The following is a 21,286-nucleotide window of genomic DNA, read 5'->3' as shown; positions in this document are numbered from 1 at the left end:
GGCCTGTATCGAAGTGGCGAAGCCACTTGAGTGGGCCGTCAACTCGCACTCTGCTGCCGCCATTCTCAGGTGGTTCCTCGCGAGGACAGCTCCAACGTGGTGAATTGGCATTCACGAGTTGGAGATCCCGGAGCCAAAGACACCGCGGCGCGCAGCGCCTCCGTGAGGGGTGGCGGCTGGGCGACGGGCGGGACTGAGGTTCCGCCACCCGCACCGCCACGCAAAACACTTCGAAACAGTCTCTACTCGCGTGACGCCGATTCCATGAACCTGACGAGACTGGCCGGGCGCATGTCGGTCCAGGTGCGTTCGATGTAGTCCAAGCACGCTTGGCGGGTGTCCGGGCCGTGGCTGACCGTCCACCCCGCCGGAACGTCCACAAAGGACGGCCACAGCGAGCGCTGTGCCTCGTCGTTGACCAGTACCAGGTAGGTACCGTCTTCGTCCTCGAACGGATTGGTCATCAACCGACTCCTCGACTCCTCGACTCAAGCCTTGCGCCGAGGCTATGGATCCCACTTATCACTGGGTTATCAAGCCCGCTTCGGAGCTGGGGTGGGACCGGTCCCACTCGCGCGGCGGAAGACTGCCGGAAACCGGGAAAAGGAGAAGATCGATGAAACGAGCTTGCCCAGCGGTGGTGGCCGCGGTGCTCGCGACCGGGCTGGCGGGGTTCCCCGGCGCCGCGGCGGCAGCACCGCCGAAGACCGCCGCCTGCGCCTACCCCGCTGACGTGCTGAACCTGCGGAACTGGTACATCGGGTTGCCGATCGGCGAGAAGGAGCACCCGAAGAACGTCGAGCAGCCGGAGCTGGCCACGTTCTCGATCGACCCGTGGTTCCGCGCCACCCCGGACTGCGCGGCGGTCCAGTTCCGGGCCGCGGTGAACGGGGTGACCACGAGCGGATCCGACTACCCGCGGTCCGAACTGCGGGAGATGACCGGTTCGGGGAAGACGAAGGCGAGCTGGTCGTCGACCTCGGGCACGCACACCATGGTGATCGACCAGGCCATCACGGCGACGCCGAAGGGGCGGCCCAACATCGTCGCGGGCCAGATCCACGACGCCGACGACGACGTCTCGGTCTTCCGGCTGGAGGGCAAGAAGCTCTACGTTACCGATGAAGACGAGAAGCACACCCTCATCACCGACAACTACGTGCTGGGCACCAGGTTCGAGGCGAAGTTCGTGGTCGGCGGCGGCAAGATCAAGGCCTACTACAACGGAGAGCTGAAAGCCACGCTGGCGAAGAAGTTCAGCGGCGCCTACTTCAAGGCGGGCGCCTACACGCAGGCCAACTGCGAAAAAACGTCGCCCTGCAGTGACGGCAACTACGGCGAAGTGAAGATCTACAAACTGTCCGTGACGCACGAGTAGAACGAGCGACGGAACTGGTTACACTGCCCGGTGTGCGCACGGGGGATCTCGTTGACGGTCGGTACCGGCTCGAGGACGCCCAAGGGTCGGGTTCCGGCGGCATCGTCTGGACCGCGTTCGACCGCAAGCTGAAGCGGACCGTCGCCCTCAAGCGCCCGCACACCGTGGCCAGCCAGGCCGATCGGCTCCAGTTCCGCCAGGAGGCCGAGATCGCGGCGCGGGTGCACCACCCGAACGCGGTCTCGGTCTTCGACACGGTGGACGAGGACGAGTGCTGGCTGGTGATGGAATACTCGCCGGCGAAGAGCCTGGACAGGGTGCTCGCGGACGAGGGGCCGTTGCCCGCGGAACGGGTCACCAGGATCGGCGTGCAGATCGCGGCCGCGCTGGCCGCCGTGCACGCCGAGAACATCGTGCACCGGGACGTGAAACCGGGCAACATCCTCCTCGACGACCAGGACTTCGCGAAGCTCACCGATTTCGGCATCTCCATCTGGCGCCAGGTCACCTGGGTCGACGACGGGTCCTTCAGCGGAACACCCGCGTACGCCGCGTCCGAAGTGGCCACCGGTCATCCCGCGACAGCGGCATCGGACGTGTTTTCGCTCGGGGCGACCCTTTTCGCCGCGCTGGAAGGCAGCCCGCCGTTCGGTACCGGCGAGCCGGATCAGGTGCTCGACCACGTGCGCCGGGGCGAGATGCTCCCCGCGCGCCACGCGGGCCCGCTCGCGCCTCTGCTGTCGCGGATGTTGGTGCGGGAACCGGAAAAACGGCCGACCGCCGAGGAGGTGCGGCAGCAGCTCCGGGAGATTTCCCGCGACTGGGTGGCCCCTTCCCCCGCGGTACGGGCCTCCGCCGCGCGCGCCCCGTTCTGGCGCCGCCCGCTGTACCAGGCGGTCACCGCGGCGGTGGTGATCGCCGGGATCGGCGCCGCCGTGTTCCTCGGGCAGGACGCGCCGCCGCCCGAACCGAGCCCGGCGAAGGCAGCCACCGTCGCGCTCGTCGGCGACGAGCACACGGTCGACCCCTGTGCCGTGCTCGACCGGAAAGCGCTGGAGCGGTTCGGCCCCACGGAGTTGCAGACCACTCGCGGCAACTTCAACCGCTGCGACGTCATGGTCAACACCGGCAGCGAGGAATCGGTGGACGTCGAGGTGCAGCTCGTCGACCGCGGTACGCACGACGTACCGGGAAAACCGCTGGAGATCGCCGTCGTGACCCCCACCGGCAGCGACGAATGCGACCGCACCATGCTGCTCGACGAGCGGTACGCGATCCGGATCACCGCGAGCATGCCCAATCCCCCGGCGAACCTGTGCGCGATCGCCGACACGGCGGTGGCCACGGTGCGCAAGCTGGTCACCGACGGCCGCGAACTCCTCCCGCGCCGCGCCGTCCCGTTTCCCCCTGACTCGTTGGCCCACGTCGCGACCTGCCCGCTGCTGGACGCCGCGGCACTGGCCGAACTCCCCGCGATAGACCCGAAAACCGCGACGGCCGACTTCGGCAACTGGTCGTGCAAGTGGCGCGGCCGCGGCTCCCCGTCCCAGATCCACCTCCGCTACGACCAGCACGCCGCGACGGACAAGATCGCGGGAGAACCCGTCCCGCTCGGCACCCACACCGGCTACGTCAAGCGGGACACGGACTCCGGCACGAGCTGCACCGTCACCGTGCCCCAGCCGGCGAGCCACCAGTGGCGGGGCGCGATCGACGTGGCGGTGCTGACGGTCAAGGGCGACCGGCCCGGTACCGAGTACTGCGCCACGGCCACCGGGTTGTCTGCGGCCATCGCGGCCAAGCTGCCGCGCTGATCGGGACCGGTCCCTACCGCGACCAGGAAGGCTGACCGCGAGGCGGAAAACGAGGAGGTCGGCATGAACCACGAAAGCCTGGCCCGCGGTGTGCCGCAGGCCGTTCCCGGGGCGATCGTCGCGCTGTCGCTGTCCGGGAAGCTCACCCTGGCACCGGCCGACGGGCGCACCCTCCGGTTCGGCCGCAACCGCCCGACCGTCGACGTCTGCGTCGGGGAAACGGATCTGCAGGTCAGCCGCACGCACGGCACCCTGACCCACCGAAGTGGCCAGTGGTGGGTCAGCAACACGGGACGGCTGCCGATCCGCCTGCCGCGCACGCGGCTGCTCTTCCCCGACGAGGACCCGGTTCCGCTGGCCGAGGGCTACACCCCGTTGTTCATCCGCGGCTCGCGGGACCGGGAGCACCTGCTCGAAATGTACGTCGTCGGCTGGCACGGCGGGCAGCCCCCGGCAAGGCACGCCGATCCGACCCGGCCGCCCAAACGGTGGCAGCTGACCTCCGAGGAGCACCTGGTCCTGGTGGTGCTCGGGCAGCGGTACCTGCTGCACGAGGCGAACCCGCAGCCGATCTCGCGGCAGCACTCGGCGGAGATACTGGCCGAACTGCAGCCGTCCACGCGGTGGCGCGCCAAACGGGTCGAGCACGTGGTGGCCGACGTCCGCCTGCGACTCTCGGCGCAGGGTGTCCACGGGCTGGTCAGGGAGGAGGTCGGCGAGCCGGTCGGAAACGCCCTCACCGACAACCTGCTGCGCGAGCTGGTCCTGTCCACCACGCTGGTCCCCACCGATCTCGCACTGCTCGACGGACTGTCCGGATAGGACGGTCTCAACAGGGCCGTCCGGGCGCCGCGGCCGCGGCGGGCAGGTCGAACCGGCCGGGCCCGAGGCGGCACAACGTCGTCAGCGCCTGCTGTTCGGCCGCGCTGAGCCTCGCCTTGGCCAGATCGAGGTTCGTCGCCAGGTTTTCCCGCGCTTCCCCGGCGAAGTCCTTCGTGGCCGACGACTTTTCCCGGACAGTACGCATTTCCGGATGGCGAGACGCCTATTTCCTTGCCCAGCAAGGTGTTTCGCGGTTCACGGCCGATCACTTTCGTGACGCCGGAGGAGACCCTCGCAGTGCGCGATCAAACGCCGACCAAGGACGCCATCGACCCCGTTCCGCGGGAGGTAGGGTGCGGTCGAAGGCAACACGATGACCGCTGAGGGGGATCTGGTGGAGTTCGGCGTCAACATCCTGAACTTCGGCGCGGGCACTTCGGCCGAGGTGGTCGAGCGGTGGGTCCGGCTCGCCGAGGACGGCCCGTTCGGGTTCGCGATGTTCTCCGATCACGTCGCGCTGACCCGCGACGTCGTCGAGCAGTACCCGGGGCCGTTCTGGGATCCCCTGTCCGCGATCGCCTGGGCCGCGGGCAGCACCGAGCGGATCCGGCTCGGCACGACCGTGCTGATCCCGCCGTACCGCCATCCGCTGCTGACCGCGCGAATGCTGGCCAACATCGACCAGCTCAGCCACGGGCGGCTGATCGTCGGGGTCGGCGTCGGCTGGGCGCGCCAGGAGTACGCGGCCCTCGGTGCCGACTTCGCCGCCCGCGGCGCGGTCACCGACGAGCACCTGCGCGCCTTGATCACGTTGTGGAGCAGCGATCACGCGCGGTTCGACGGCGAGCACTTCACGATCCCCGAGGTCGACACCCGGCCACGGCCGCGCCAGCAACCGCACCCGCCGATCTGGGTCGGCGGCACCAGCGCCGGCGCGCTACGCCGCACCGTCCGGTACGGCCAGGCGTGGCACCCGCTGCGGTTCCCCGCTGGCTGGTTGCGCCGCGACGGCCTGCCCCTGCTCCGCAAAGCCGCCGATGCCGAAGGAATGCCGCTGCCCGCGCTGGCACCGCGCATCCTGCTCGCCTTCAGCGACGAGCGTCTCCCCGACGAACACCGCGCCTGCGGTCAGGGACATCCCGATCAGGTCAAGGCGGACCTGGCCGAGCTCGCCGAACTCGGAGTCACCGAGGTCCTGCTCGACACCCACCTCGAAGGCGAGCCCGCCACGCTCGCCGACCACGAACACCACTGGCGCACCTTGGAAAAGTTCGTCTCGCTCGGCTTCACCGAGTAGGAGCGACCATCCGTCCACACGCGACTGGACGGATCACACCTCGCGCACCGACTCCGCCTCGAACCCGGAGAGCACGACGCGCGCGGAGCACCGGCTGTGCCCGGACGCGGTCGACGGAGTCCGCCGCACCACGACCTCGTAGCGCCGCTCGTTCGCGGCGACCAGGACCTTCCGCGCGTCTCCCGACGGTTCCTCCGCCACCGCCAGCACCGCGTCGAGACCGCGCAGTCCGGTGCGGCCGCGGATCTCGATCTCGGCGAACTGCGACCACGGGCTTTCCGCGGACGTACGGCCACGAAGCTGCTCCAGCCGGACGTTGCCGCCGAGCGCCTCCTTCGCGACCAGTTCCGCCTCGGTCACCGCGAGGCTGCCGTGGAGGTAACCGTCGGGCACGGTCAGGAGGTTGCCAGCCCAGCGGTCGCCACCGACGTGGCTGACCTCCCACACGTGGCCGGGGTGGTTCTGCGCCAGCCCGGCCACCACCGGGCGGCCGAAGACCGCGCAGCACAGATCCTTGCTGCCGTGGGTGCACACGAGGAAGAGCGGCCCGGACACCGGTTCGCCGTGGCCGTGGCGCCCTGCGGCCACGGCTTCGAGGTCGAGGTGGGCGAGTTCGCCGAGGCCGGTGACATCGAGCCGTTCCAGCCAGCGGTGCCCCGGTCGCCCGCTGGCGAGGTAGACCGCGCGCGACGCACCTTCGACGCGCGCGTGCCTACCCGGTTTCCGGATGAGCAGCGGGCGCAGTCCCGCGTCGCGCGCGGCATCGAGCCGCGACGCGGGGAACGCTTCCGCCATCACGTCTTCGAGGACGTCGGGCGCCCAGGAGCCCGGGTGCTCGACGAGCAGCCAGGACGTCATGCGCGCGGCGGTTCCGGCTGGCTCGCCGCCGAGCTCGCGGGTCAGTGCGGCGCACCCGGGCGCCGTGGTCCGTCCGGAGGAGCAGATTCCCGCCTCAGCCATGGGCCTCGACTTAGGCATGCCTAAGCGTACCCGACATCACGCGGCTCAACCCGCCCGATGTGACCGGCTCGCCGTCCAGGGTCACCCGATCGAGCCAAAACCCGGGCATTTCCGGCGTTACGTCACGCCCGCGCCACGAGCCCCTGGGTGACCAGTTCGCCCAGCAGCGCCCGCACCGTCGCCCTGTCCACGCCCGGCGCAGCATCGGCGAGCACCTTGAACGGCTGCGGGCCGCCGCCCAGCACCGCGGCGAGGACCGGCCGCGCCGCCGCCGCGAAGACCAGGCGCTTCCCCGCGGCGAGCAGGGTCACCGTGCCCTCGCCGTCCGCCAGCACGGCACGCGGCGCGAGCAGCCGGACCTCGAAGTCGTCGTCCGGCGGCAGCAGCTCCGGGGTCGCCGCCCACGGCAGGCCGACGCGGGTGTGCGCGGGTGCCTGCGCGTCGCGATCGGCGAGGAACCGGTCGACGACGTCTCCGGCGGTCAGCTCGGCGAGCCGCCGTCGCAGCGCCTCGGACCGCTCGTCGCGGGCGGCCTTGCCCGCGAACCGGGGCAGGTCCGCGCGGAACAGCTCGTCGGCCCGCAGCTGATCGGCCAGCCACGCCACCAGGTCGACGCCGGTCGCGGCGGTGAACCCGATGGTCAGGTGCAGCGACTCCTCGCCGACGGCGGACACGTCGTGCCAGTGCCCGCGCGGCACGTACAGGACGTCGCCGTCCTCCAGCAGGAAGTCCTCGTGCGGCTCGCCTTCCGGGCGTTCCGGCAGCTCGACGTCCCGCTGCAGCGGCGAGGGCCGGGTGGTGCCGTGCAGGCGCCAGCGCTTGCGCCCGGAGATCTGGACGATGAACGCGTCGTGGTCGTCCCAGTGCACGTCGAAGCCGTGCGTGGTGCCCCAGCCCGCGTACAGGTTGACCTGGATCCGCTCGCGCAGATCGTGTTCGAGCCTGCCGGCCAGCTCGCCGACGCCGTCGACCAGCTCGTTGACCGAGTCGACCACGAGCGTCGCCCCGGCGCGCAGGTGCTCGGTGAAGGGGGCCGACAGCAGGCGCGGCACCAAGCCGTTGCGCCGGGTCGACACCATTTCGGTGTAGGTGTGCGCGGGGACGACCTCGCCGTCGCGCGCGAGGCGCAGCCGGGGGAACTCCATGCGATGCTGCCGAAGCACCCTGTCCAGCTCCGGCCACGGGAGCAGGCCCGCGAACCGGCCCTTCTCCCCCGGGAAGCGTCGCGGCGCCTTCCCCAGTACGTCTTCGAAGAACTGGCCGACCTCGAGCGGAGCAACGAGGTCGGCCAGTCCGGGAATCTCCGTCACGGAGCGGGACAACGGCTAGTCGTTGCCGTCGTTGTCGGCCACCGCACCGTTGGCCTTGCCCCGATCCACCGCGGCGGTGAGCGGTTCCACGCTCAGCAACAGACCGCTGGCGGTCACCTCGTTGTCGGCTTTCCTGCGTTCCTGAGCCATCCGGACCTCGCAAACGTCGACGACTGGGGTTTTCACGCTACGGGAGATCACCCGCCCGGCGCATCGGTCATTTGAGTTGTCCTTCCGAAGGCCGTTCCGGCCGATCGGATACCCGGGGTGGGTGCTCGCGGGGCCGCCCGTCGATGAACACGGCGGCGAGCACGGACACGTTCCAGCTCCGTTCTTGTTCGCGGGACCGGCAGCGCCGGTGAGGTTCGACGCCAGCGCGTGCGACGATCGCGTTGAACACCGCGCCCTCCACCACCCCGAACAGCACCGCCGCGAACCCGGTCTGCTTCGCCGCTGCCCTCGGTCAGCGCCGCAACGCCTTGCGGGACAACCAGTTCCCCAGGAACTGCGCGGCCTGCACCAGCACGATGATGATCACGACGGCGACCGCGGTGACCGTCCATTCGAAACGCTGGTAGCCGTAGGAGATGGCGAAGTTCCCGAGACCACCGCCGCCGACCGCGCCCGCGACGGCGGTCATGTCCACGACCGCGACGAAGACGAACGTGTAGCCGAGGATCAAGGGCCCGAGCGCCTCCGGCACGAGCAGCGTGAAGATGATCCGCACCGGGCTCGCACCCATCGCCCTCGCCGCCTCGATGACCCCGGGGTCGATGGTGACCAGGTTCTGCTCGACGATCCGGGAAATCCCGAACGTGGCCGCGAGGATCAGCGCGAAGGTCGCCGCCGGGGTGCCCAGCGTCGTGCCGACCACGGTCATCGTCACCGGCCCGAGCGCGGTGATGAAGATGATGAACGGGATCGGCCGCACGATGTTCACCAGCACGTTGAGCACGGTGAACACGAACCGGTTCGCCAGCAGCCCGCCCTTGCGCGTGGTGTAGAGCAGCACGCCGAGCACCAGCCCGAGGAAACCGCCCGCCACCATGGTGATCAGCACCATGACCAGCGTCTCGCCGACGGAATCGAGCAGTACCGGTCCGAGCGTGTCCCAGTTCATGCCGTCAGCTCCTCGACCTCGGTGACCTCCCGCAGCTCGGCGATCAGCGCGTCCACCCCGGCGTCCGAACCGGTCAGCTCCAGCGTCAGCCTGCCGAGGGGTTCCCCGCCGAGCTCCTTGATGCCGCCGTGCACGATCTCGAACCGGACGTCGTGCCTGCCCGGCGCGGTGGACAGCACGGACCCGATGCGCCGGTCGTCGCGGATCCTCGCCGTGACCAACCGGCCGGTGTGCCGTTGCCGCAAGCGTTCCAGGTCCTCCCCGGCCGGGCGGTCGTGCAGCACGGTCTCCACGAACCGCCGCGTCGTCTCGGTCTTCGGATCGGCGAACACCTCCGCCACTCGGCCCTGTTCGACGATCCGCCCGGAGTCGAGCACCGCGACCCTGCCCGCGATCTCGCGCACCACCTCCATTTCGTGGGTGATCACCACGATGGTCACCCCGAGTTCGGCGTTGACCCGCTTGAGCAGGCGCAGCACCTCGCCGGTGGTCTCCGGGTCGAGCGCGCTGGTGCACTCGTCGGCGAGCAGGATCTTCGGGCTGGTCGCCAGCGCCCTGGCGATCCCGACCCGCTGCTTCTGGCCGCCGGAAAGCTGATCGGGGTAGTGCCACGCCTTGTCCGCGATGCCGACGAACTTCAGCAGCTCGGCGACCCTCTGCTTGCGGCGGGCCTTGTCCCAGCCCGCCACCTTCAGCGGGTAGGCGACGTTGCCGAACACGGTGCGCGACCGGAGCAGGTTGAACTGCTGGAAGACCATGCCGATGCCGAGCCGCACCGCGCGCAGCCCGCGTTCGTCGAGCGCGGTCACCTCGGTGCCGTCGACCGTGAGGTGCCCCGAGGTGACCGGTTCCAGCGCGTTGATGAGCCGGACCAGCGTGCTCTTGCCCGCGCCGGAGTAGCCGATGATCGCGAAGACGTCCCCGGCGCCGATCGAGAGGTCGACCGCGTCCAGCGCGGTGACCCGCCCTCCCGCCGCGTCGAACGTCTTGGTGACGCCCCGGAATTCGATGAGCGGTGCCTCGGTCACTTCTTCGCGGCCCGCACCGTGTCGGACAGCTTGGCGAGCACGCCTTCCAGCTCCGGACCGGGCCGGTCGACGAACACCGAGGTGCCCTTCGAATCCGCCTGCACCTGCTCGGCGATCCGCTTGTCCTTGTACAGCGCCACGATCCGCTGGTACGTCGGGTTGCCCTTGTCCTCGGCGCGCGCGGCGACGATGTTGATGTACGGCTCGGCGGAGGCGTTGCGCGGATCGTCGTTGTACAGCGCCTTCGACGGGTCGAGCCGCGCGTCGAGCGCGTAGTTGTTGTTGACGATCGAGCCGTCGACCGACGGCAGCGCGGCCGCGGTCTGCGCCGGGTCGACCGCGCGCACGCCGACCTTGGACGCCGCGGTGTCGATCTCCGCCGGGGTGGACAGCACGGTGCCGCCGCCCTTGAGCTTGACCAGTCCCGCCGACTGCAACACCAGCAGTGCGCGCGCCTGGTTCGTCGGGTCGTTCGGGATCGCGATCGTGCCGCCCGCCGGGACCGCCGCGAGATCCTTGTGCTTCTGCGAGTACAGGCTCAACGGCACCACGTAGGTCGCCCCGATCGGGGCGATCGTGTCGTTGTTGGACACGTTGTAGTTGGCCAGGAACAGCAGGTGCTGGAACAGGTTCAGATCGACCTGCTTCTGCGACAGCGCGCGGTTCGGCTCCGTGTACGCGCTGAAGTTGACCAGCTCGACGTCGATGCCCTCGTCCGAGGCGAGCTTCTTGAAGGTGGTCCAGTACTCCTTGCTCGCGTCGGTGACCCCGATCTTCACCGAGGCGCGGTCCTTCGAACCGGCGGAGCCACCGGAGTTGTTCACCACCACGAACACGACCACCAGCACCGCGACGATCACCACCGCGAGGCCGCCGAACAGGAGCGGTCTCCGGTTCGCAGCGCGCTTCGGCAGACCGACCTCGTCGGTCTCGGGGGTGTCGGGGGTGTTCTCGTCAGGCATGCCCGGCCTTTCCTCGGGTGCGGATGCTCTTGTGGAGCGCGGATTTCCGTACCCAACATGCAGTACCGGGCGAGGCGAGGACAGCCGTCCCAGAATCTGGGTCGGCCGTGACAACGGCGGCGTTCCGTGCTCCCCGTCGATACACAGTGGACGATCGCGACGGGGCAAAGCCGTTGCTCCGACACAGCTGCCACGACGGGGGTCAGCGCACGGATCGGGCCAGCTCGCGGAAGCGCCGCAGCAGCGGATCGGTGGTGCGGCGGGTCGGCCACAGCAGACGGAGCGGCACCGCGGGCGCGTCGCGCAGTGGCACGTAGGTGACGCGGGCGTGGGTGTGCGCACGGGCGGCCGAGGTCGTGGTGGAGCCGATTCCCCTGCCGGAGGCGATGAGCACGAGCCATTCGTCGTAGCTGCCGCATTCGACGAGCCGATCGGGCCGGTGCCCCGCCGGCCAGTCGCCGGGGCTCGTCGCCCCGCTGACGGTGTTGACCACCAGCGGGTGCCCGGCCAGTTCGGCCCAGTCCAGTTCGGGACGAGCCGCCAGGTCCGAACCGGTCGGAACCGCGGCGAGGCGCGCTTCTTCGAACAGGAGCGCGCCCGCGATCCCGGGTGCGCGGACGTCCCCGCGCGCCAAGGCGGCGTCGACCTCGCCCGAGTGCAGGGCGGCCACGACGTCGTCGCGCCGCAGCAAGGTCGCCCGCGCGCCGGTGGCCGATTCGAACGCGGAGAGCAGATCGCCGATCCACGGATCCGGCAGCGCCCACGGGAAACCGATCCGCAGTGCCGCGTGCCCGCCCGCCGCCGCCAGCGCCGCGTCGAGATCGCTCAGCACGCCGCGCAGCCGTTCGAGCAACTCCCCGCCCGCCGCCGTCGGTTCGGCGCCGCGCGACGTGCGGTCCAGCAGCTGCGCCCCCACCGCCTCCTCGAGCTGCTGGACCGTCCGGGTCAACGCGGGCTGGGTGATCAGCAGCTCGCGGCTGGCCGCGGTGAACGTGCCGCGCGTCGCGACCGCGACGAACGCGCGAAGGTGCCGCAGTTCGATCTCCACGACCGGCAGCCTACCCAGCCATGCCGCGCGCGCATGGCGTCGCCGCGAGAAGCATTTCCCCGCACAGTTCCGGCTTCCTACCGTGGGAACCGGCGGCGGAAGCTCCGAAAAGGACGGTCACCGGCTCCGGCCGGAAGATCGAGCGAGGAAACGGAAATGCACACCACAGGCAACGCGTTCGACGAACTCATGGCCCTGCGCGGCGGCACGCGCCCGGAGCGCGGCGAGGTGGCGATCACCGGTTCGGACCCGCTGTTCGCCTCCCCGTTCCGCATCGGGTCCACGCTCGCCGACGCGCTCTCGGCGCGCGCGGTCGCGGCGAACGACCTGTGGCAGCTGCGCGCGGGTCGTCGCCAGCGGATCGCGGTCGACGTCCGGGCCGCGGCCGCGACCGCGCTCGGTGGCGAGGACATGACGCTGGTCCGCGGCGAGGACGGCCGGTACCGCCCCGCCCCGCTGTCGCCCGACGTCGAGCACATGGTCTCGCTCACCCAGCCGTGGCGGACCGCGGACGACCGCTGGTTCCTGCCGCACTTCAACCTCCCCCATCTCGAACGGCGCGTGCTGGACGTGCTGCGCTGCGAGCCCACTCCCGGCTCGGTGCGGGCCGCGGTGCGGAAGTGGAAGGCAGCCGATCTCGAAGACGCCGTCGCCGCCGCGGACGCGTGCGGCGGTGTCGTCCGCACACCCGCGGAATGGCTGGCGCACCCGCACGGCGCGCACCTCGCGACACGCCCGGTCGTGGAGATCACCAAGATCGGCGACAGCGCCCCGGAACCCCTGCCCGGCGATGAAAGCCAGCCGCTGTCCGGGGTCCGGGTGCTCGACCTGACCCGCATCCTCGCCGGTCCCACCGCCGCGCTCAGCCTCGCCGAACACGGCGCCGACGTGCTGATGGTGACCGCACCTCTGTTGCCGCAGGTGCCGCCGTTCGTGCGCGACACCAGCCACGGCAAGCGCAGCGCGTACCTCGACTACACGAACCCGGCCGAGGCCGCGCGGCTGCGGGAACTGGCAGGCGATGCGGACGTGTTCGTCGAGGGTTACCGTCCGCACCGCATGTCCGCGCACGGCTTCGGTCCCGGTGACCTCGCGCGGCTGCGCCCCGGCGTGGTGTACGTGACCGTCGACTGCTTCGGCCCCGGCGGACCGTTCAGCGACCGCGCGGGCTGGGACCAGGTCGCCCAGGCCGTCACCGGTGTCTGCCACGTCCAGGGCACCGAGGACCGCCCCCGGCTCACCCCGGTGTACCTGTGCGACTTCCTCACCGGGTTCCTCGGCGCGTACGGCGCGATGCTCGCGCTGGCTCGCCGCGTGCGCGAAGGCGGCTCCTACCACGTGCACGTCTCGCTCTGCCGGTCCGCGATGTTCCTGCAGCGCCAAGGTTTGCTGGACGATTTCGCCGACGCGCCCGGCCACCTGGACCCCGCCGAGTTCGAGCGGTACGCCACGACGGACGACGACACGATCTACGGTGATCTCAAGAGCCTCGGTCCCGTCATCCGGATGAGCGAAACCCCGCCCCGCTGGGCGGGAACGACTCCCCGCCTCGGCAGTTCCGCCCCTGAATGGCTTCCCCGCGAGTAGCGGACGGCCGCCTCAGCGCGCATACCCCGAAAGTGACCTCAGGGCACTCAGGTCCCCGAAGGTCACGGTGATGTCGGGTGCGGGGCGCGGTGGTCGGCGGTGCAGGTCCTCCGTTGGTCCCCGAAGGCCACCTTCGGGGAATCTAGCGCCACTTTCTCGGCCCTCGCTCACGTGCGGGCAGTGCCGCGCATGCCCCGAAGGTGGCCTTCGGGGCGCTCAACGCCGCAAATCCACCCCTCGCACGCCCGCCCTCCCGCTTGCCGGTGCCCTGAAGGTCACAGTGGTGTCGGGTGCGGGGCGCGGTGGTCGGCGGCGGAGGTCCTCCGTTGGTCCCCGAAGGCCACCTTCGGGGACACGCGCCAGGGCGGCAGCCCGCCATGGGGGCCGAGATCGGGACGCTCAACGCCCCAAAATGAGCCTTCGGCAGCACCCCGCGGCCCGACCTCCATAGGAGCATCTTTCGGGGCGTAGCAACCCGAGCCTGCTCGCATGGCAGGCGGCGCGTAGTGTGGTGAACTCCGGGCGCGCTCACCGGGTCACCCCGGCCAGCCGCCTTCGTCCACAGTGGACTTGACGAACTCGGCGAAGGTCCGTGGCGGACGGCCAAGTGCCCGCCACACGCCGTCGGAGACGTGCTCGTCGGTGCCCGACCTGATCGGCTCGATGATGTCCGCGAAGGCCTCGGCGTCCACTCGCGACAGTCCTTTGCGGACGAGTTCGGCTACGTAGCCTTCGGTGGAAAGCGGCGTGTAGCGGATTTCACGCCCGACGGCCTCGGAGATCGTGGCGACCGCCTCGGCCAGCGTCACCGCCGCGGGGCCGGACAGCTCGTAGCTCCGGCCAGCGTGCCCGTCCTCGGTCAGCGCGGCGACCACCACCGCGGCGATGTCCTCGGCGTCGACGAAGCTCACCGCCCCGTCGCCACCGGGAAGCCGCAGCTCGCCGCCGCGGATGTCGTCGGCGAAGAAGCCCTCGCTGAAGTTCTGCGCGAACCACCCCGGTCTGCTGATCGTCCACTCCAGACCGCTCTCCCGCACCGCGGCTTCGCTGTCGAGAAGGCCCTCCAGCACACCGCCGGTGTCCTTCGCGTAGTCCGGATCGTCGAGCCCGCGCCCCGAGGCGAGCACGATCCGCTCGACCCCGTGCCGCACCGCCAGCTCGACGAACGGGCGAACCAGTTTCGTGCCGTCCACCTGCACGAGGTAGGCGGACCGCGCGCCGTCCAGCGCGGCGTCCCAGGTACCGCGGTCGGCCCAGTCGAAGACGTGCTCGGCGTGGCGAGCCGCCGCGCGGACCGGCACCCCGGCGGCTCGCAGCCTGCTGACGACGCGGCGGCCCGACTTGCCGGTCGCGCCCGTGACGAGAATCGGTTGTTCTGACATGCCCCCAGCCAATCGGCCGGAGATGAGATGCTCAATGGCTGGAACGCTCCCTCCAATGTCCGGCCGTCTACGCTGACGGCATGGATGTCGTGTCGGAACTGCTGGCGGGCGTGCGGGCCCGCGGCGCCGTCTTCCGCCAGGCGGTCATCCGGCCGCCGTGGGCGCTGCGGATGGCCAGCGGTGCCCCGCTGACGCTGGCCACGATGGTGCGCGGACACGCGTGGATCGTGTCCGACGGGCACGAACCGGTGCGCATCGGCACGGGCGACATCGCCGTCGTCCGCGGTGACGTGCCGTACGTGGTGGCCGACGATCCCGCGACCCCGCCCTCGCTGGTGGTGACCAGCGCCGACTACTGCGCCGGAGCCGCCGGGCGCGCACGGACCTGCGGCACGCCCGTCGACGAGGCCACCGTGCTGCTCAGCGGAGCTTTCGAGCGCCGGGGCGAACTCAGCGAGCGGCTGTTGCGAGCCTTGCCCGCGGTGCTGGCGGTGCCATCCGAGGACAACCCGTCGCCGTCGGCGGAGGCGGTGGCCGCGGAGATCGCCGGTGACCGGCCGGGGCAGCAGCTCGTGCTGGACCGGCTGCTCGACCTGATGCTGGTTTCCGCGCTGCGCAGTTGGTTCAGCCGCCCGGAAAGCACCGCCCCCGCCTGGTGCCGGGCGCTGGACGACCCGGTGGTGGGCACCGCGCTGCGGCTGCTGCACGACGAACCCGCCCGCCCCTGGACGGTGGCGGGCCTCGGTGCCGAGGCCGGGGTGTCGCGGGCGGCGCTCGCCAGGCGGTTCACCGCGCTGGTCGGCGAACCACCGATGGCCTACCTCACGAACTGGCGGATCGCATTGGCCGCGGACTTGCTGCGGGAGACCGGCCACACGGTGGACGCGATCGCGCGGAAAGTGGGCTATGCCAACGCTTTCGCGCTGAGCGTGGCGTTCAAACGGCTGCGCGGCGAGCGGCCGAGCGAGCACCGTGACAAGGCACCGCGCTGATCAGTCGGCGTCGTCGTCGCGAGCGCGAAGGGAACCCGGATGCGCCTTCGCCTCGGGGTCCCGGCCGCTCTTGATCAGGCTCGCCACGGTGACCACCACGAGGATCCCGATGATCACGCCGAGGCTGACCGGGGTCGGGATCTCCGGCACGGCCGGGTCGATGTCCACGTGCGCCCAGTGCAGGATCAGCTTCACCCCGATGAACGCCAGGATGAGCGCCAGCCCCGAGGACAGGTACACCAGCCGGTCCAGCAGCCCCTTCACCAAGAAGAACAGCGCCCGCAACCCGAGCAGGGCGAACGCGTTCGCGGTGAACACGACGTAGGGCTCCTCGGTCACCCCGAACACCGCGGGGATCGAGTCCAGCGCGAACAGCAGGTCGACCCCGCCGATCGCCACCAGCACCACGAACAGCGGCGTGACCATCCGCCGTCCGTCCACTTTGGTCACTAGCCTGCCGTCGACGTAGTGCTCGGTGGTCGGCAGCACCCGCCGCGCGACCCTGACCACCACGTTGTTCTCCACGTCCGGATCCTCGTCGCGGTGCCGGAACAGCTGCACCGCGGTGAAGATCAGCACCAGCCCGAAGATCAGGAACATGAAGGTGAACAACGACAGCAGCGTGGCACCCACCGCGATGAACGCGCCGCGCATCACCAGCGCCAGCACGATCCCGAAGGTCAGCACCTTGTGCTGGTGCTTCTCCGGTACCGCGAAGGTGGTCATGATGATCACGAACACGAACAGGTTGTCGACCGACAAGCTCTTCTCGACGATGTACCCGGCGAAGTACTCGGTACCGGCCTCTCCCCCGTACTTCAGCGCGAACCACACGCCGAACCCGACCGCGACCAGGATGTAGAACACCGACCACGCGGTCGCCTCCGCGAACCCGACCCGGTGCGGCCGTACCGCGGCCAGCACCAGGTCGACCGCCAGCAGCGCCAGCACGAACCCGATCGTCACCACCCAGGTGAGAACGCTGATGTCGAGCATGCACACTCCCGGGAGGCAGGACCGGACGACTGATCACCAGCTTACGGGCGCACGTCGGCCCCGCCACTCGGTCCACAGCGGAGTGATCGGGCCGGTAGTCCACCATTCGGGACGGTTTCCTTGCACACCAACGGTTCGGCCATGCTGGGCGCACCCGAGCGAGGAGACCTCGATGAGCAAGAGCCCATGGCGTGTCGGAGTGGACTGGGCGGCGGTGGCGCTGGCCGGAGTCTTCGTCGTGCTCGCCGCCTTCGGCGTGCTGCCGGCGATTCCCTGGTGAGGTGACCATGTCGGCGATCACCGCGCCCCCGTCCCGCCTTCCTCGGCGGGCGCTGTCACTGGTGCCCGGCCTGGTGCTGCTGGTGGCCATCGGCTTGTTCGGCAAGTATGCCGAGGCCGGGTTGCTCGCGCTCGGCAAGGCGACCGGCACCAAGCTCCCGGACATCGAGTACGTGCTGTGGGCGATCCTGCTCGGCGCGCTCATCAGCAACACCGTCGGCGTCCCCCGGATCTTCCGGGCGGGCGTCGGCACCTACGAGTTCTGGCTGAAATCCGGCATCGTGCTGCTCGGCGCGCGCTTCGTGCTCGGCGACGTCGTCAAGCTCGGCGGCACCGGGCTCGTGCTCGTGCTGATCGACGTCTCGATCGCCACCACCGTGGTGCTGCTGCTCGCGAAGTGGTTGAAGCTGGGCGGAAAACTCGCCTCGCTCCTGGCGATCGGCACCGCGATCTGCGGCGTCTCGGCGATCATCGCCGGCCGTGGCGCGATCGACGCGGACGAGGAGGACTCCGGGTACGCGATCGCGGCGATCCTCGCGCTGGGCGCGATCGCCCTGTTCACCTTCCCGCTGATCGGGCACGGCCTCGGCCTGTCCGACCAGGAATACGGCTACTGGGCCGGGCTCGCGGTGGACAACACCGCGGAGACCACCGCCGCGGGCGGGCTGTACTCACCGCAGGCGCAGGACGTGGCGGTACTGGTGAAGAGCATCCGCAACGCGTTGATCGGATTCGTGGTACTCGGCTTCGCGTCTTACTGGGCCACGCGCGGCCAGGCCACCGCGGTCGGGAAGGGATTCCTGCCGAAGGCCGCGTTCGTCTGGGAGAAGTTCCCGAAGTTCGTCCTCGGTTTCCTCGCGGTGTCGGCGCTCGCCACCGCGGGCGCGTTCACCAAGGTCGACGTGACCAGCCTCGGCAACCTGTCCAAATGGGCCTTCCTGCTGACCTTCGCCGGGGTCGGGCTCAACTTCGACCTGCGGCGCATGCGGCAGAGCGGGTTCCGCCCGTTCCTCGTCGGCGCGCTGGCACTGGCGGTCGTCACCGTCACCGCGCTGGCCGAGGTCCTGATCGCGTCGCGCGTCATCGGTCTCTGACCGCGGGCCCGGTCAGTACTCGCTGCGTGCCCGCCGCACCGGCCACCGCGATCAGGATCGGGACGAGCAAACCGTGTGGTGCGCCGGTGAATTCGAGAATCAGCACGACCGCGGTGATCGGCATCCGCTGCGCGGTCGCGAGGAAGGCGGCGGCACCGACCACGGCACACGATCCGATCGCGACACCGGGCCACAGCGCGCCGAGCAGCGTCCCCAGCAGCGCCCCGTTGGCCAGTGACGGGGTGAGCAACCCGCCTTCGGCGCCGCCGCGCAAGCACAGCAGAACCACCACCACGCGCAGCACGAGCAGGATCCCGGCGAGGACGAGCCCCGGCCTGCTGTCGAACGCCAGCTGCGCCGGGCCCTTCCCGTTGCCGAGCAACTGGGGGGAACCCGATCGACAGCGCGCCCGCGACCGCGAACACCAGCGGAGCGGTCAGCAGCAACGCCCGCCCGCGCGGAGCGTTCTCCCGCGCGACGGCCGCGGCACGGGAGAAACCGTGCCCCGCCAGCCCGACGACCGGCCCCGCGAGCAACGCCCAGACGGTCAGCCAGGGACCAGTCGACAGATCGGGCAGCTGGTACTGCACCGTGTCGGGCAGCCACACCAGCGAGACCGTGGTCGCCAGCGCGGCTGTCAGGATCGCGGGCACCACGGCGGAAACCGACCACGTGCCGAGCAGGACCTCCAGCGTGAACACCGCGCCCCCGAGCGGGACGTCGTAGACCGCGGCAAGCCCCGCCCCGGCACCGCAGGCCACCAGCACCCGGCACTGGTGCGGCGTGAGCCCCGCGCGGTGGGCGATCCGTCCCGCGAGCATCGCCCCGATCTCCCGGGGAGCCACCTCCCTGCCCAGCGGCGACCCCAGCGCGACCGTGACGATCTGCAGCAACGCGTGCCAGGTCGTGGCCAGCACCGGCATCCGGTGATCCTCGCCGCGCACCGCGGCCGCGATGCTCACCAGCGGACGCCCGAACCGGCGCACCGCCCACCACCCGAACCCCGCGAGCACCCCGGCGATCACCATCACCACGACCCGCCGCGACCACGAAGCCGCGCTCACGCCGGCGGTGAACGAACCCTCGGCGTACCCGTAAGCGAGGTGCTGCACCACGTGCAGCAGCAACGCCAGCCCCGCCCCACCGGCACCCGCACCGAGTCCGATCAGGACGGTGACCACCACGAACCGCACCGGGAGCCGGGCAGCGCGATCGGGTTCGCCGAGGCGATGCCACCGGCTCACGAGTCCGCACCCACCCGCGGCTCCTCCCTGGTAGACGAACGCCGTCCGCGATTCCGTCGTCCGAAGTGGACCACGACCCCACCCCCGGCGCGAAACCGGACACGGCCCCGCGAGGACGCCACGCCCCAATGCTGTCTACAACACTTGCACAAGTACTTGACAGTAAGCGCACAGGAGGGTCTACTGGGTGCACACGGACCGGTCCCGGCGACGTGCGTGGTTTCTTGCCGCGAAAGGGTTTTCCCTCCCCGGGACAGCACGAACCGAGCGAAGGGCGGAGGTGGGGACCCAGTGCACGAGAACAGTCCAGGGCGAAGTCGTCCCCTGCCCCACGGGTCCTCGGCCTCGTTCGCCTCTGGTTCCTAGTACCAGGCACGTCTCCGCGCGAGGCCAGCGCCCGTTCTTCGGATGTCCACATCGGACCGTTTCGGCACGTCCGCGACCGTACGGGAGAACACCATGTCCATCATTTCGTCGCGCTCCTCGTCCATCTACTCCCACTCCCCGCTGCGCGGCGCGGACCACGGTCAGGCGAGCGGGTCGTAGCCCGGAGCGCTCGGCCGCTGCTTCGGGTACGGCTTCACCTCGACCGTCTCACCCGGCCGGTCCGGCGGCACGCCCGCATCACCCCAGCCGGGTCCGTTGCCCCCGGTCTGCGCGGGCTGGCCGTAGTCGGGCGGCTGGTAGCCGCCACCGCTGGGAACGTACGGCGTCGGGCCGTTCGACGAATAGGTGGGCGCTTGCGCGGCTGCCGACGGCGCCGGTGCCGGGACGGGGTTCGGCATCGGATCCTGGTAGGACGGGAGGGGAATCGGGTCCGGAGTGGACGGCGCGGGCGCGACAGGGACCGCGGCAGGCTGCTGGACCGGAACCGACGGCGCGGTGAGGACGGGAGCCGGTTTCCGCTTCGGCGCTTGCGGTCGCGTGGGCACGGTCTTGGTGACGTCGCTGGACGGAGTCACCGTGGTCGTTTCTTCCTGCTTCTTCTTCGGCCGTTCGCACGGACCGGGTGGCCCGTTGCAGTAGCCTCCCGGGGGCACGACCACCGGTCGCTGCGCGTTCTTCTTGACCTCTTCCCATTTTTCTTCGATCTTCTTGCGCAGCTCTGCCACGTACTCGGGGAAGATCGTCGCGGCGGCCGAACCGGCACCCGCCGCCCAGCCGACCGCGGGCGGCACGGCCTCCACCCCCAAGCACGCGGGCTTCCACACCGCGCACCCCGCCACCATGATGCGTTTTGCGACGTCTTCGGCCTTCTCGTAGGCGCCTGCCCCGTCGCTGTAGCCGAGGACGACACGGCCGATGGCCCCGGCCATCCCCTTGGCCACCGCGTTGGCCTCCTTCAGGTCCTCGTACTGCTTCCTGGGGAAGAACGGATCGACCGGCGGCGCGGGCGACGGCCGCACCGGCGTCAGCGGCTCGGCCTCGGGTTCTTCCGGCGAGTACCCGAAACACGGGTCGGCGGTGGGTTCGTTGACGCACAGCGGCACCGCTGCCGGTGGTGGTGTGGCCTCGTGCACGGGTTCCGCGGCGGCCGCTTGGGACGGCACAACGGCCAGGCAGCTACCGATGGCGAGCACACCGCCGAGCGAGAAGGCCGTACGACGGCGCTTTCCGATCGGCACGGGAACGAGGTGGTAGGCGACTATCCCCCGCACCAGATCGTCCACTGTGTCCGCCGGGATCCGGACGGTCCCACCGTCGCGAGTGGACGGACCGCGCCGGGACGGGCGCACCGCGAGGAATCCCGGCCGGCCGAGCCGGTCGGCTCCTTCTCCCTCGCGGGCGATCACGGTCGCCTGGGAAAACTCGCCACGCCGCCGTTCGGCTTCGAGGAAGTCCGCGCCCCGGAGCGCGGGCACCAGCACCACGTCGTCGCGGCCGTCGCGGAACAACGCGGTCCGCAACGTCGCCGCGACCGCTTCGGCCAGCCGCCCGTCCTGGAAGATCACGACATAGGTCATGCCGCCAAC

At 70.5% G+C, this 21,286-nt stretch carries 22 protein-coding genes and 1 pseudogene; 8 read left to right on the top strand and 15 right to left on the bottom strand.

All coding sequences use genetic code 11. The features are described 5' to 3' along the window. Positions 1-242: 242 nt before the first annotated feature. Positions 243-464, bottom strand: a complete 222-nt coding sequence (locus tag HUW46_RS37995) for an MbtH family protein (protein WP_305859033.1) — start codon at positions 462-464, stop codon at positions 243-245. A gap of 152 nt (positions 465-616) precedes the next feature. Between HUW46_RS37995 and HUW46_RS37990 the strand changes: the two genes are divergently transcribed. The 3 genes from HUW46_RS37990 to HUW46_RS37980 all read left to right on the top strand — a co-directional run bounded on the left by HUW46_RS37990 (position 617) and on the right by HUW46_RS37980 (position 4,014). After that, entirely contained in the window at positions 617-1,378 is a 762-nt protein-coding gene (locus HUW46_RS37990; protein ID WP_254125308.1) for a polysaccharide lyase family 7 protein, read from the top strand. A gap of 32 nt (positions 1,379-1,410) precedes the next feature. Next, positions 1,411-3,192: a serine/threonine-protein kinase gene (locus HUW46_RS37985; protein WP_215543531.1), complete on the top strand. Its 1,782-nt coding sequence runs from the start codon at positions 1,411-1,413 to the stop codon at positions 3,190-3,192. A 63-nt stretch (positions 3,193-3,255) separates the two neighbouring features. After that, positions 3,256-4,014 carry an FHA domain-containing protein gene (locus HUW46_RS37980; protein WP_215543530.1) on the top strand — a complete coding sequence of 253 codons (759 nt, stop codon included), beginning with the start codon at positions 3,256-3,258 and terminating at the stop codon, positions 4,012-4,014. A 7-nt stretch (positions 4,015-4,021) separates the two neighbouring features. Here the strand turns inward: HUW46_RS37980 and HUW46_RS37975 are convergent, their stop codons facing one another. Further along, positions 4,022-4,219, bottom strand: coding sequence for a hypothetical protein (locus tag HUW46_RS37975; protein WP_215543529.1), 198 nt, complete (start codon positions 4,217-4,219; stop codon positions 4,022-4,024). A gap of 168 nt (positions 4,220-4,387) precedes the next feature. Between HUW46_RS37975 and HUW46_RS37970 the strand changes: the two genes are divergently transcribed. Further along, entirely contained in the window at positions 4,388-5,311 is a 924-nt protein-coding gene (locus tag HUW46_RS37970; protein WP_215543528.1) for a TIGR03619 family F420-dependent LLM class oxidoreductase, read from the top strand. A 33-nt stretch (positions 5,312-5,344) separates the two neighbouring features. Here the strand turns inward: HUW46_RS37970 and HUW46_RS37965 are convergent, their stop codons facing one another. From HUW46_RS37965 to HUW46_RS37940, 7 genes are all read right to left on the bottom strand, one after another. Then, on the bottom strand, positions 5,345-6,271 hold the full coding sequence (locus HUW46_RS37965; RefSeq protein ID WP_215543527.1) for a sucrase ferredoxin: 927 nt from the start codon (positions 6,269-6,271) through the stop codon (positions 5,345-5,347). A 122-nt stretch (positions 6,272-6,393) separates the two neighbouring features. After that, on the bottom strand, positions 6,394-7,581 hold the full coding sequence (locus HUW46_RS37960; RefSeq protein WP_215543526.1) for a cupin domain-containing protein: 1,188 nt from the start codon (positions 7,579-7,581) through the stop codon (positions 6,394-6,396). Between the two features lie 15 nt (positions 7,582-7,596). Then, complete coding sequence (locus HUW46_RS48840) at positions 7,597-7,731, bottom strand: hypothetical protein (protein WP_256451397.1); 135 nt, start codon at positions 7,729-7,731, stop codon at positions 7,597-7,599. A 313-nt stretch (positions 7,732-8,044) separates the two neighbouring features. Continuing rightward, complete coding sequence (locus HUW46_RS37955; protein ID WP_215543525.1) at positions 8,045-8,701, bottom strand: methionine ABC transporter permease; 657 nt, start codon at positions 8,699-8,701, stop codon at positions 8,045-8,047. Beyond that, positions 8,698-9,729, bottom strand: a complete 1,032-nt coding sequence (locus HUW46_RS37950) for a methionine ABC transporter ATP-binding protein (protein ID WP_215543524.1) — start codon at positions 9,727-9,729, stop codon at positions 8,698-8,700. The genes HUW46_RS37955 and HUW46_RS37950 overlap by 4 nt, the downstream gene beginning before the upstream one ends. Beyond that, the gene (locus HUW46_RS37945) at positions 9,726-10,691 is read right to left on the bottom strand and encodes a MetQ/NlpA family ABC transporter substrate-binding protein (RefSeq protein ID WP_215543523.1); all 966 of its coding nucleotides are present in this window, start codon (positions 10,689-10,691) and stop codon (positions 9,726-9,728) included. Before HUW46_RS37945 ends, HUW46_RS37950 begins: the two co-directional genes overlap by 4 nt. Before the next feature lie 202 nt (positions 10,692-10,893). Next, positions 10,894-11,739 carry a LysR family transcriptional regulator gene (locus HUW46_RS37940; RefSeq protein ID WP_215543522.1) on the bottom strand — a complete coding sequence of 282 codons (846 nt, stop codon included), beginning with the start codon at positions 11,737-11,739 and terminating at the stop codon, positions 10,894-10,896. Between the two features lie 156 nt (positions 11,740-11,895). On the opposite strand from HUW46_RS37940, the gene HUW46_RS37935 reads away from it, so the two are divergent. Next, positions 11,896-13,326, top strand: a complete 1,431-nt coding sequence (locus HUW46_RS37935; RefSeq protein ID WP_254125307.1) for a CoA transferase — start codon at positions 11,896-11,898, stop codon at positions 13,324-13,326. Positions 13,327-13,862: 536 nt separating this feature from the next. Here HUW46_RS37935 and HUW46_RS37930 read toward each other — a convergent pair. Then, positions 13,863-14,708, bottom strand: a complete 846-nt coding sequence (locus HUW46_RS37930; RefSeq protein WP_215543521.1) for an NAD(P)H-binding protein — start codon at positions 14,706-14,708, stop codon at positions 13,863-13,865. An 80-nt stretch (positions 14,709-14,788) separates the two neighbouring features. Between HUW46_RS37930 and HUW46_RS37925 the strand changes: the two genes are divergently transcribed. Further along, positions 14,789-15,700 (top strand): AraC family transcriptional regulator, encoded by a 912-nt coding sequence (locus tag HUW46_RS37925; RefSeq protein WP_215543520.1) that lies wholly within the window; start codon positions 14,789-14,791, stop codon positions 15,698-15,700. Here HUW46_RS37925 and HUW46_RS37920 read toward each other — a convergent pair whose 3' ends face one another. Next, entirely contained in the window at positions 15,701-16,696 is a 996-nt protein-coding gene (locus HUW46_RS37920) for a TerC/Alx family metal homeostasis membrane protein (protein ID WP_215543519.1), read from the bottom strand. 287 nt (positions 16,697-16,983) lie between these two features. Here HUW46_RS37920 and HUW46_RS37915 point away from each other — a divergent pair, with 287 nt between their 5' ends. After that, positions 16,984-18,069, top strand: a complete 1,086-nt coding sequence (locus HUW46_RS37915) for a YeiH family protein (RefSeq protein WP_254126688.1) — start codon at positions 16,984-16,986, stop codon at positions 18,067-18,069. Here HUW46_RS37915 and HUW46_RS48595 read toward each other — a convergent pair. Both HUW46_RS48595 and HUW46_RS49140 read right to left on the bottom strand, forming a co-directional pair. Continuing rightward, positions 18,056-18,451: a chloride channel protein gene (locus HUW46_RS48595; protein WP_254125306.1), complete on the bottom strand. Its 396-nt coding sequence runs from the start codon at positions 18,449-18,451 to the stop codon at positions 18,056-18,058. The genes HUW46_RS37915 and HUW46_RS48595 overlap by 14 nt on opposite strands. Before the next feature lie 70 nt (positions 18,452-18,521). Next, positions 18,522-19,013, bottom strand: a pseudogene (locus HUW46_RS49140) (chloride channel protein); the annotation flags it as partial. Positions 19,014-19,023: 10 nt separating this feature from the next. On the opposite strand from HUW46_RS49140, the gene HUW46_RS48585 reads away from it, so the two are divergent. Then, a complete protein-coding gene (locus HUW46_RS48585) occupies positions 19,024-19,167 on the top strand; it encodes a hypothetical protein (RefSeq protein ID WP_254125303.1) in 144 nt (47 codons plus the stop codon). Positions 19,168-19,675: 508 nt separating this feature from the next. Here the strand turns inward: HUW46_RS48585 and HUW46_RS48830 are convergent. After that, positions 19,676-19,804 (bottom strand): hypothetical protein, encoded by a 129-nt coding sequence (locus HUW46_RS48830; protein WP_256451395.1) that lies wholly within the window; start codon positions 19,802-19,804, stop codon positions 19,676-19,678. A gap of 36 nt (positions 19,805-19,840) precedes the next feature. Beyond that, positions 19,841-21,277, bottom strand: coding sequence for a hypothetical protein (locus HUW46_RS37905; protein WP_215543517.1), 1,437 nt, complete (start codon positions 21,275-21,277; stop codon positions 19,841-19,843). Between the last annotated feature and the right edge of the window lie 9 nt (positions 21,278-21,286).

Origin of the sequence: Amycolatopsis sp. CA-230715, from assembly GCF_018736145.1 — a bacterium.
Lineage (GTDB): Bacteria > Actinomycetota > Actinomycetes > Mycobacteriales > Pseudonocardiaceae > Amycolatopsis.
Note: the sequence above shows the minus strand (reverse complement) of the source record. Positions and strands in the feature narration are given on the sequence as shown.

Excerpts from the sequence above, each read along its gene's own strand:
- HUW46_RS37970 (WP_215543528.1), top strand. The coding sequence starts at position 4,388 with ATGACCGCTGAGGGGGATCTGGTGGAGTTCGGCGTCAACATCCTGAAC.
- HUW46_RS48830 (WP_256451395.1), bottom strand. The coding sequence starts at position 19,804 with ATGGACGAGGAGCGCGACGAAATGATGGACATGGTGTTCTCCCGTACG.
- HUW46_RS37975 (WP_215543529.1), bottom strand. The coding sequence starts at position 4,219 with ATGCGTACTGTCCGGGAAAAGTCGTCGGCCACGAAGGACTTCGCCGGG.
- HUW46_RS37935 (WP_254125307.1), top strand. The coding sequence starts at position 11,896 with ATGCACACCACAGGCAACGCGTTCGACGAACTCATGGCCCTGCGCGGC.
- HUW46_RS37920 (WP_215543519.1), bottom strand. The coding sequence starts at position 16,696 with ATGCTCGACATCAGCGTTCTCACCTGGGTGGTGACGATCGGGTTCGTG.
- HUW46_RS37955 (WP_215543525.1), bottom strand. The coding sequence starts at position 8,701 with ATGAACTGGGACACGCTCGGACCGGTACTGCTCGATTCCGTCGGCGAG.
- HUW46_RS37905 (WP_215543517.1), bottom strand. The coding sequence starts at position 21,277 with ATGACCTATGTCGTGATCTTCCAGGACGGGCGGCTGGCCGAAGCGGTC.
- HUW46_RS48840 (WP_256451397.1), bottom strand. The coding sequence starts at position 7,731 with ATGGCTCAGGAACGCAGGAAAGCCGACAACGAGGTGACCGCCAGCGGT.
- HUW46_RS37930 (WP_215543521.1), bottom strand. The coding sequence starts at position 14,708 with ATGTCAGAACAACCGATTCTCGTCACGGGCGCGACCGGCAAGTCGGGC.
- HUW46_RS48585 (WP_254125303.1), top strand. The coding sequence starts at position 19,024 with ATGCTCACCAGCGGACGCCCGAACCGGCGCACCGCCCACCACCCGAAC.
- HUW46_RS37965 (WP_215543527.1), bottom strand. The coding sequence starts at position 6,271 with ATGGCTGAGGCGGGAATCTGCTCCTCCGGACGGACCACGGCGCCCGGG.
- HUW46_RS37915 (WP_254126688.1), top strand. The coding sequence starts at position 16,984 with ATGTCGGCGATCACCGCGCCCCCGTCCCGCCTTCCTCGGCGGGCGCTG.
- HUW46_RS37945 (WP_215543523.1), bottom strand. The coding sequence starts at position 10,691 with ATGCCTGACGAGAACACCCCCGACACCCCCGAGACCGACGAGGTCGGT.
- HUW46_RS37995 (WP_305859033.1), bottom strand. The coding sequence starts at position 464 with ATGACCAATCCGTTCGAGGACGAAGACGGTACCTACCTGGTACTGGTC.
- HUW46_RS37925 (WP_215543520.1), top strand. The coding sequence starts at position 14,789 with ATGGATGTCGTGTCGGAACTGCTGGCGGGCGTGCGGGCCCGCGGCGCC.
- HUW46_RS37990 (WP_254125308.1), top strand. The coding sequence starts at position 617 with ATGAAACGAGCTTGCCCAGCGGTGGTGGCCGCGGTGCTCGCGACCGGG.
- HUW46_RS37980 (WP_215543530.1), top strand. The coding sequence starts at position 3,256 with ATGAACCACGAAAGCCTGGCCCGCGGTGTGCCGCAGGCCGTTCCCGGG.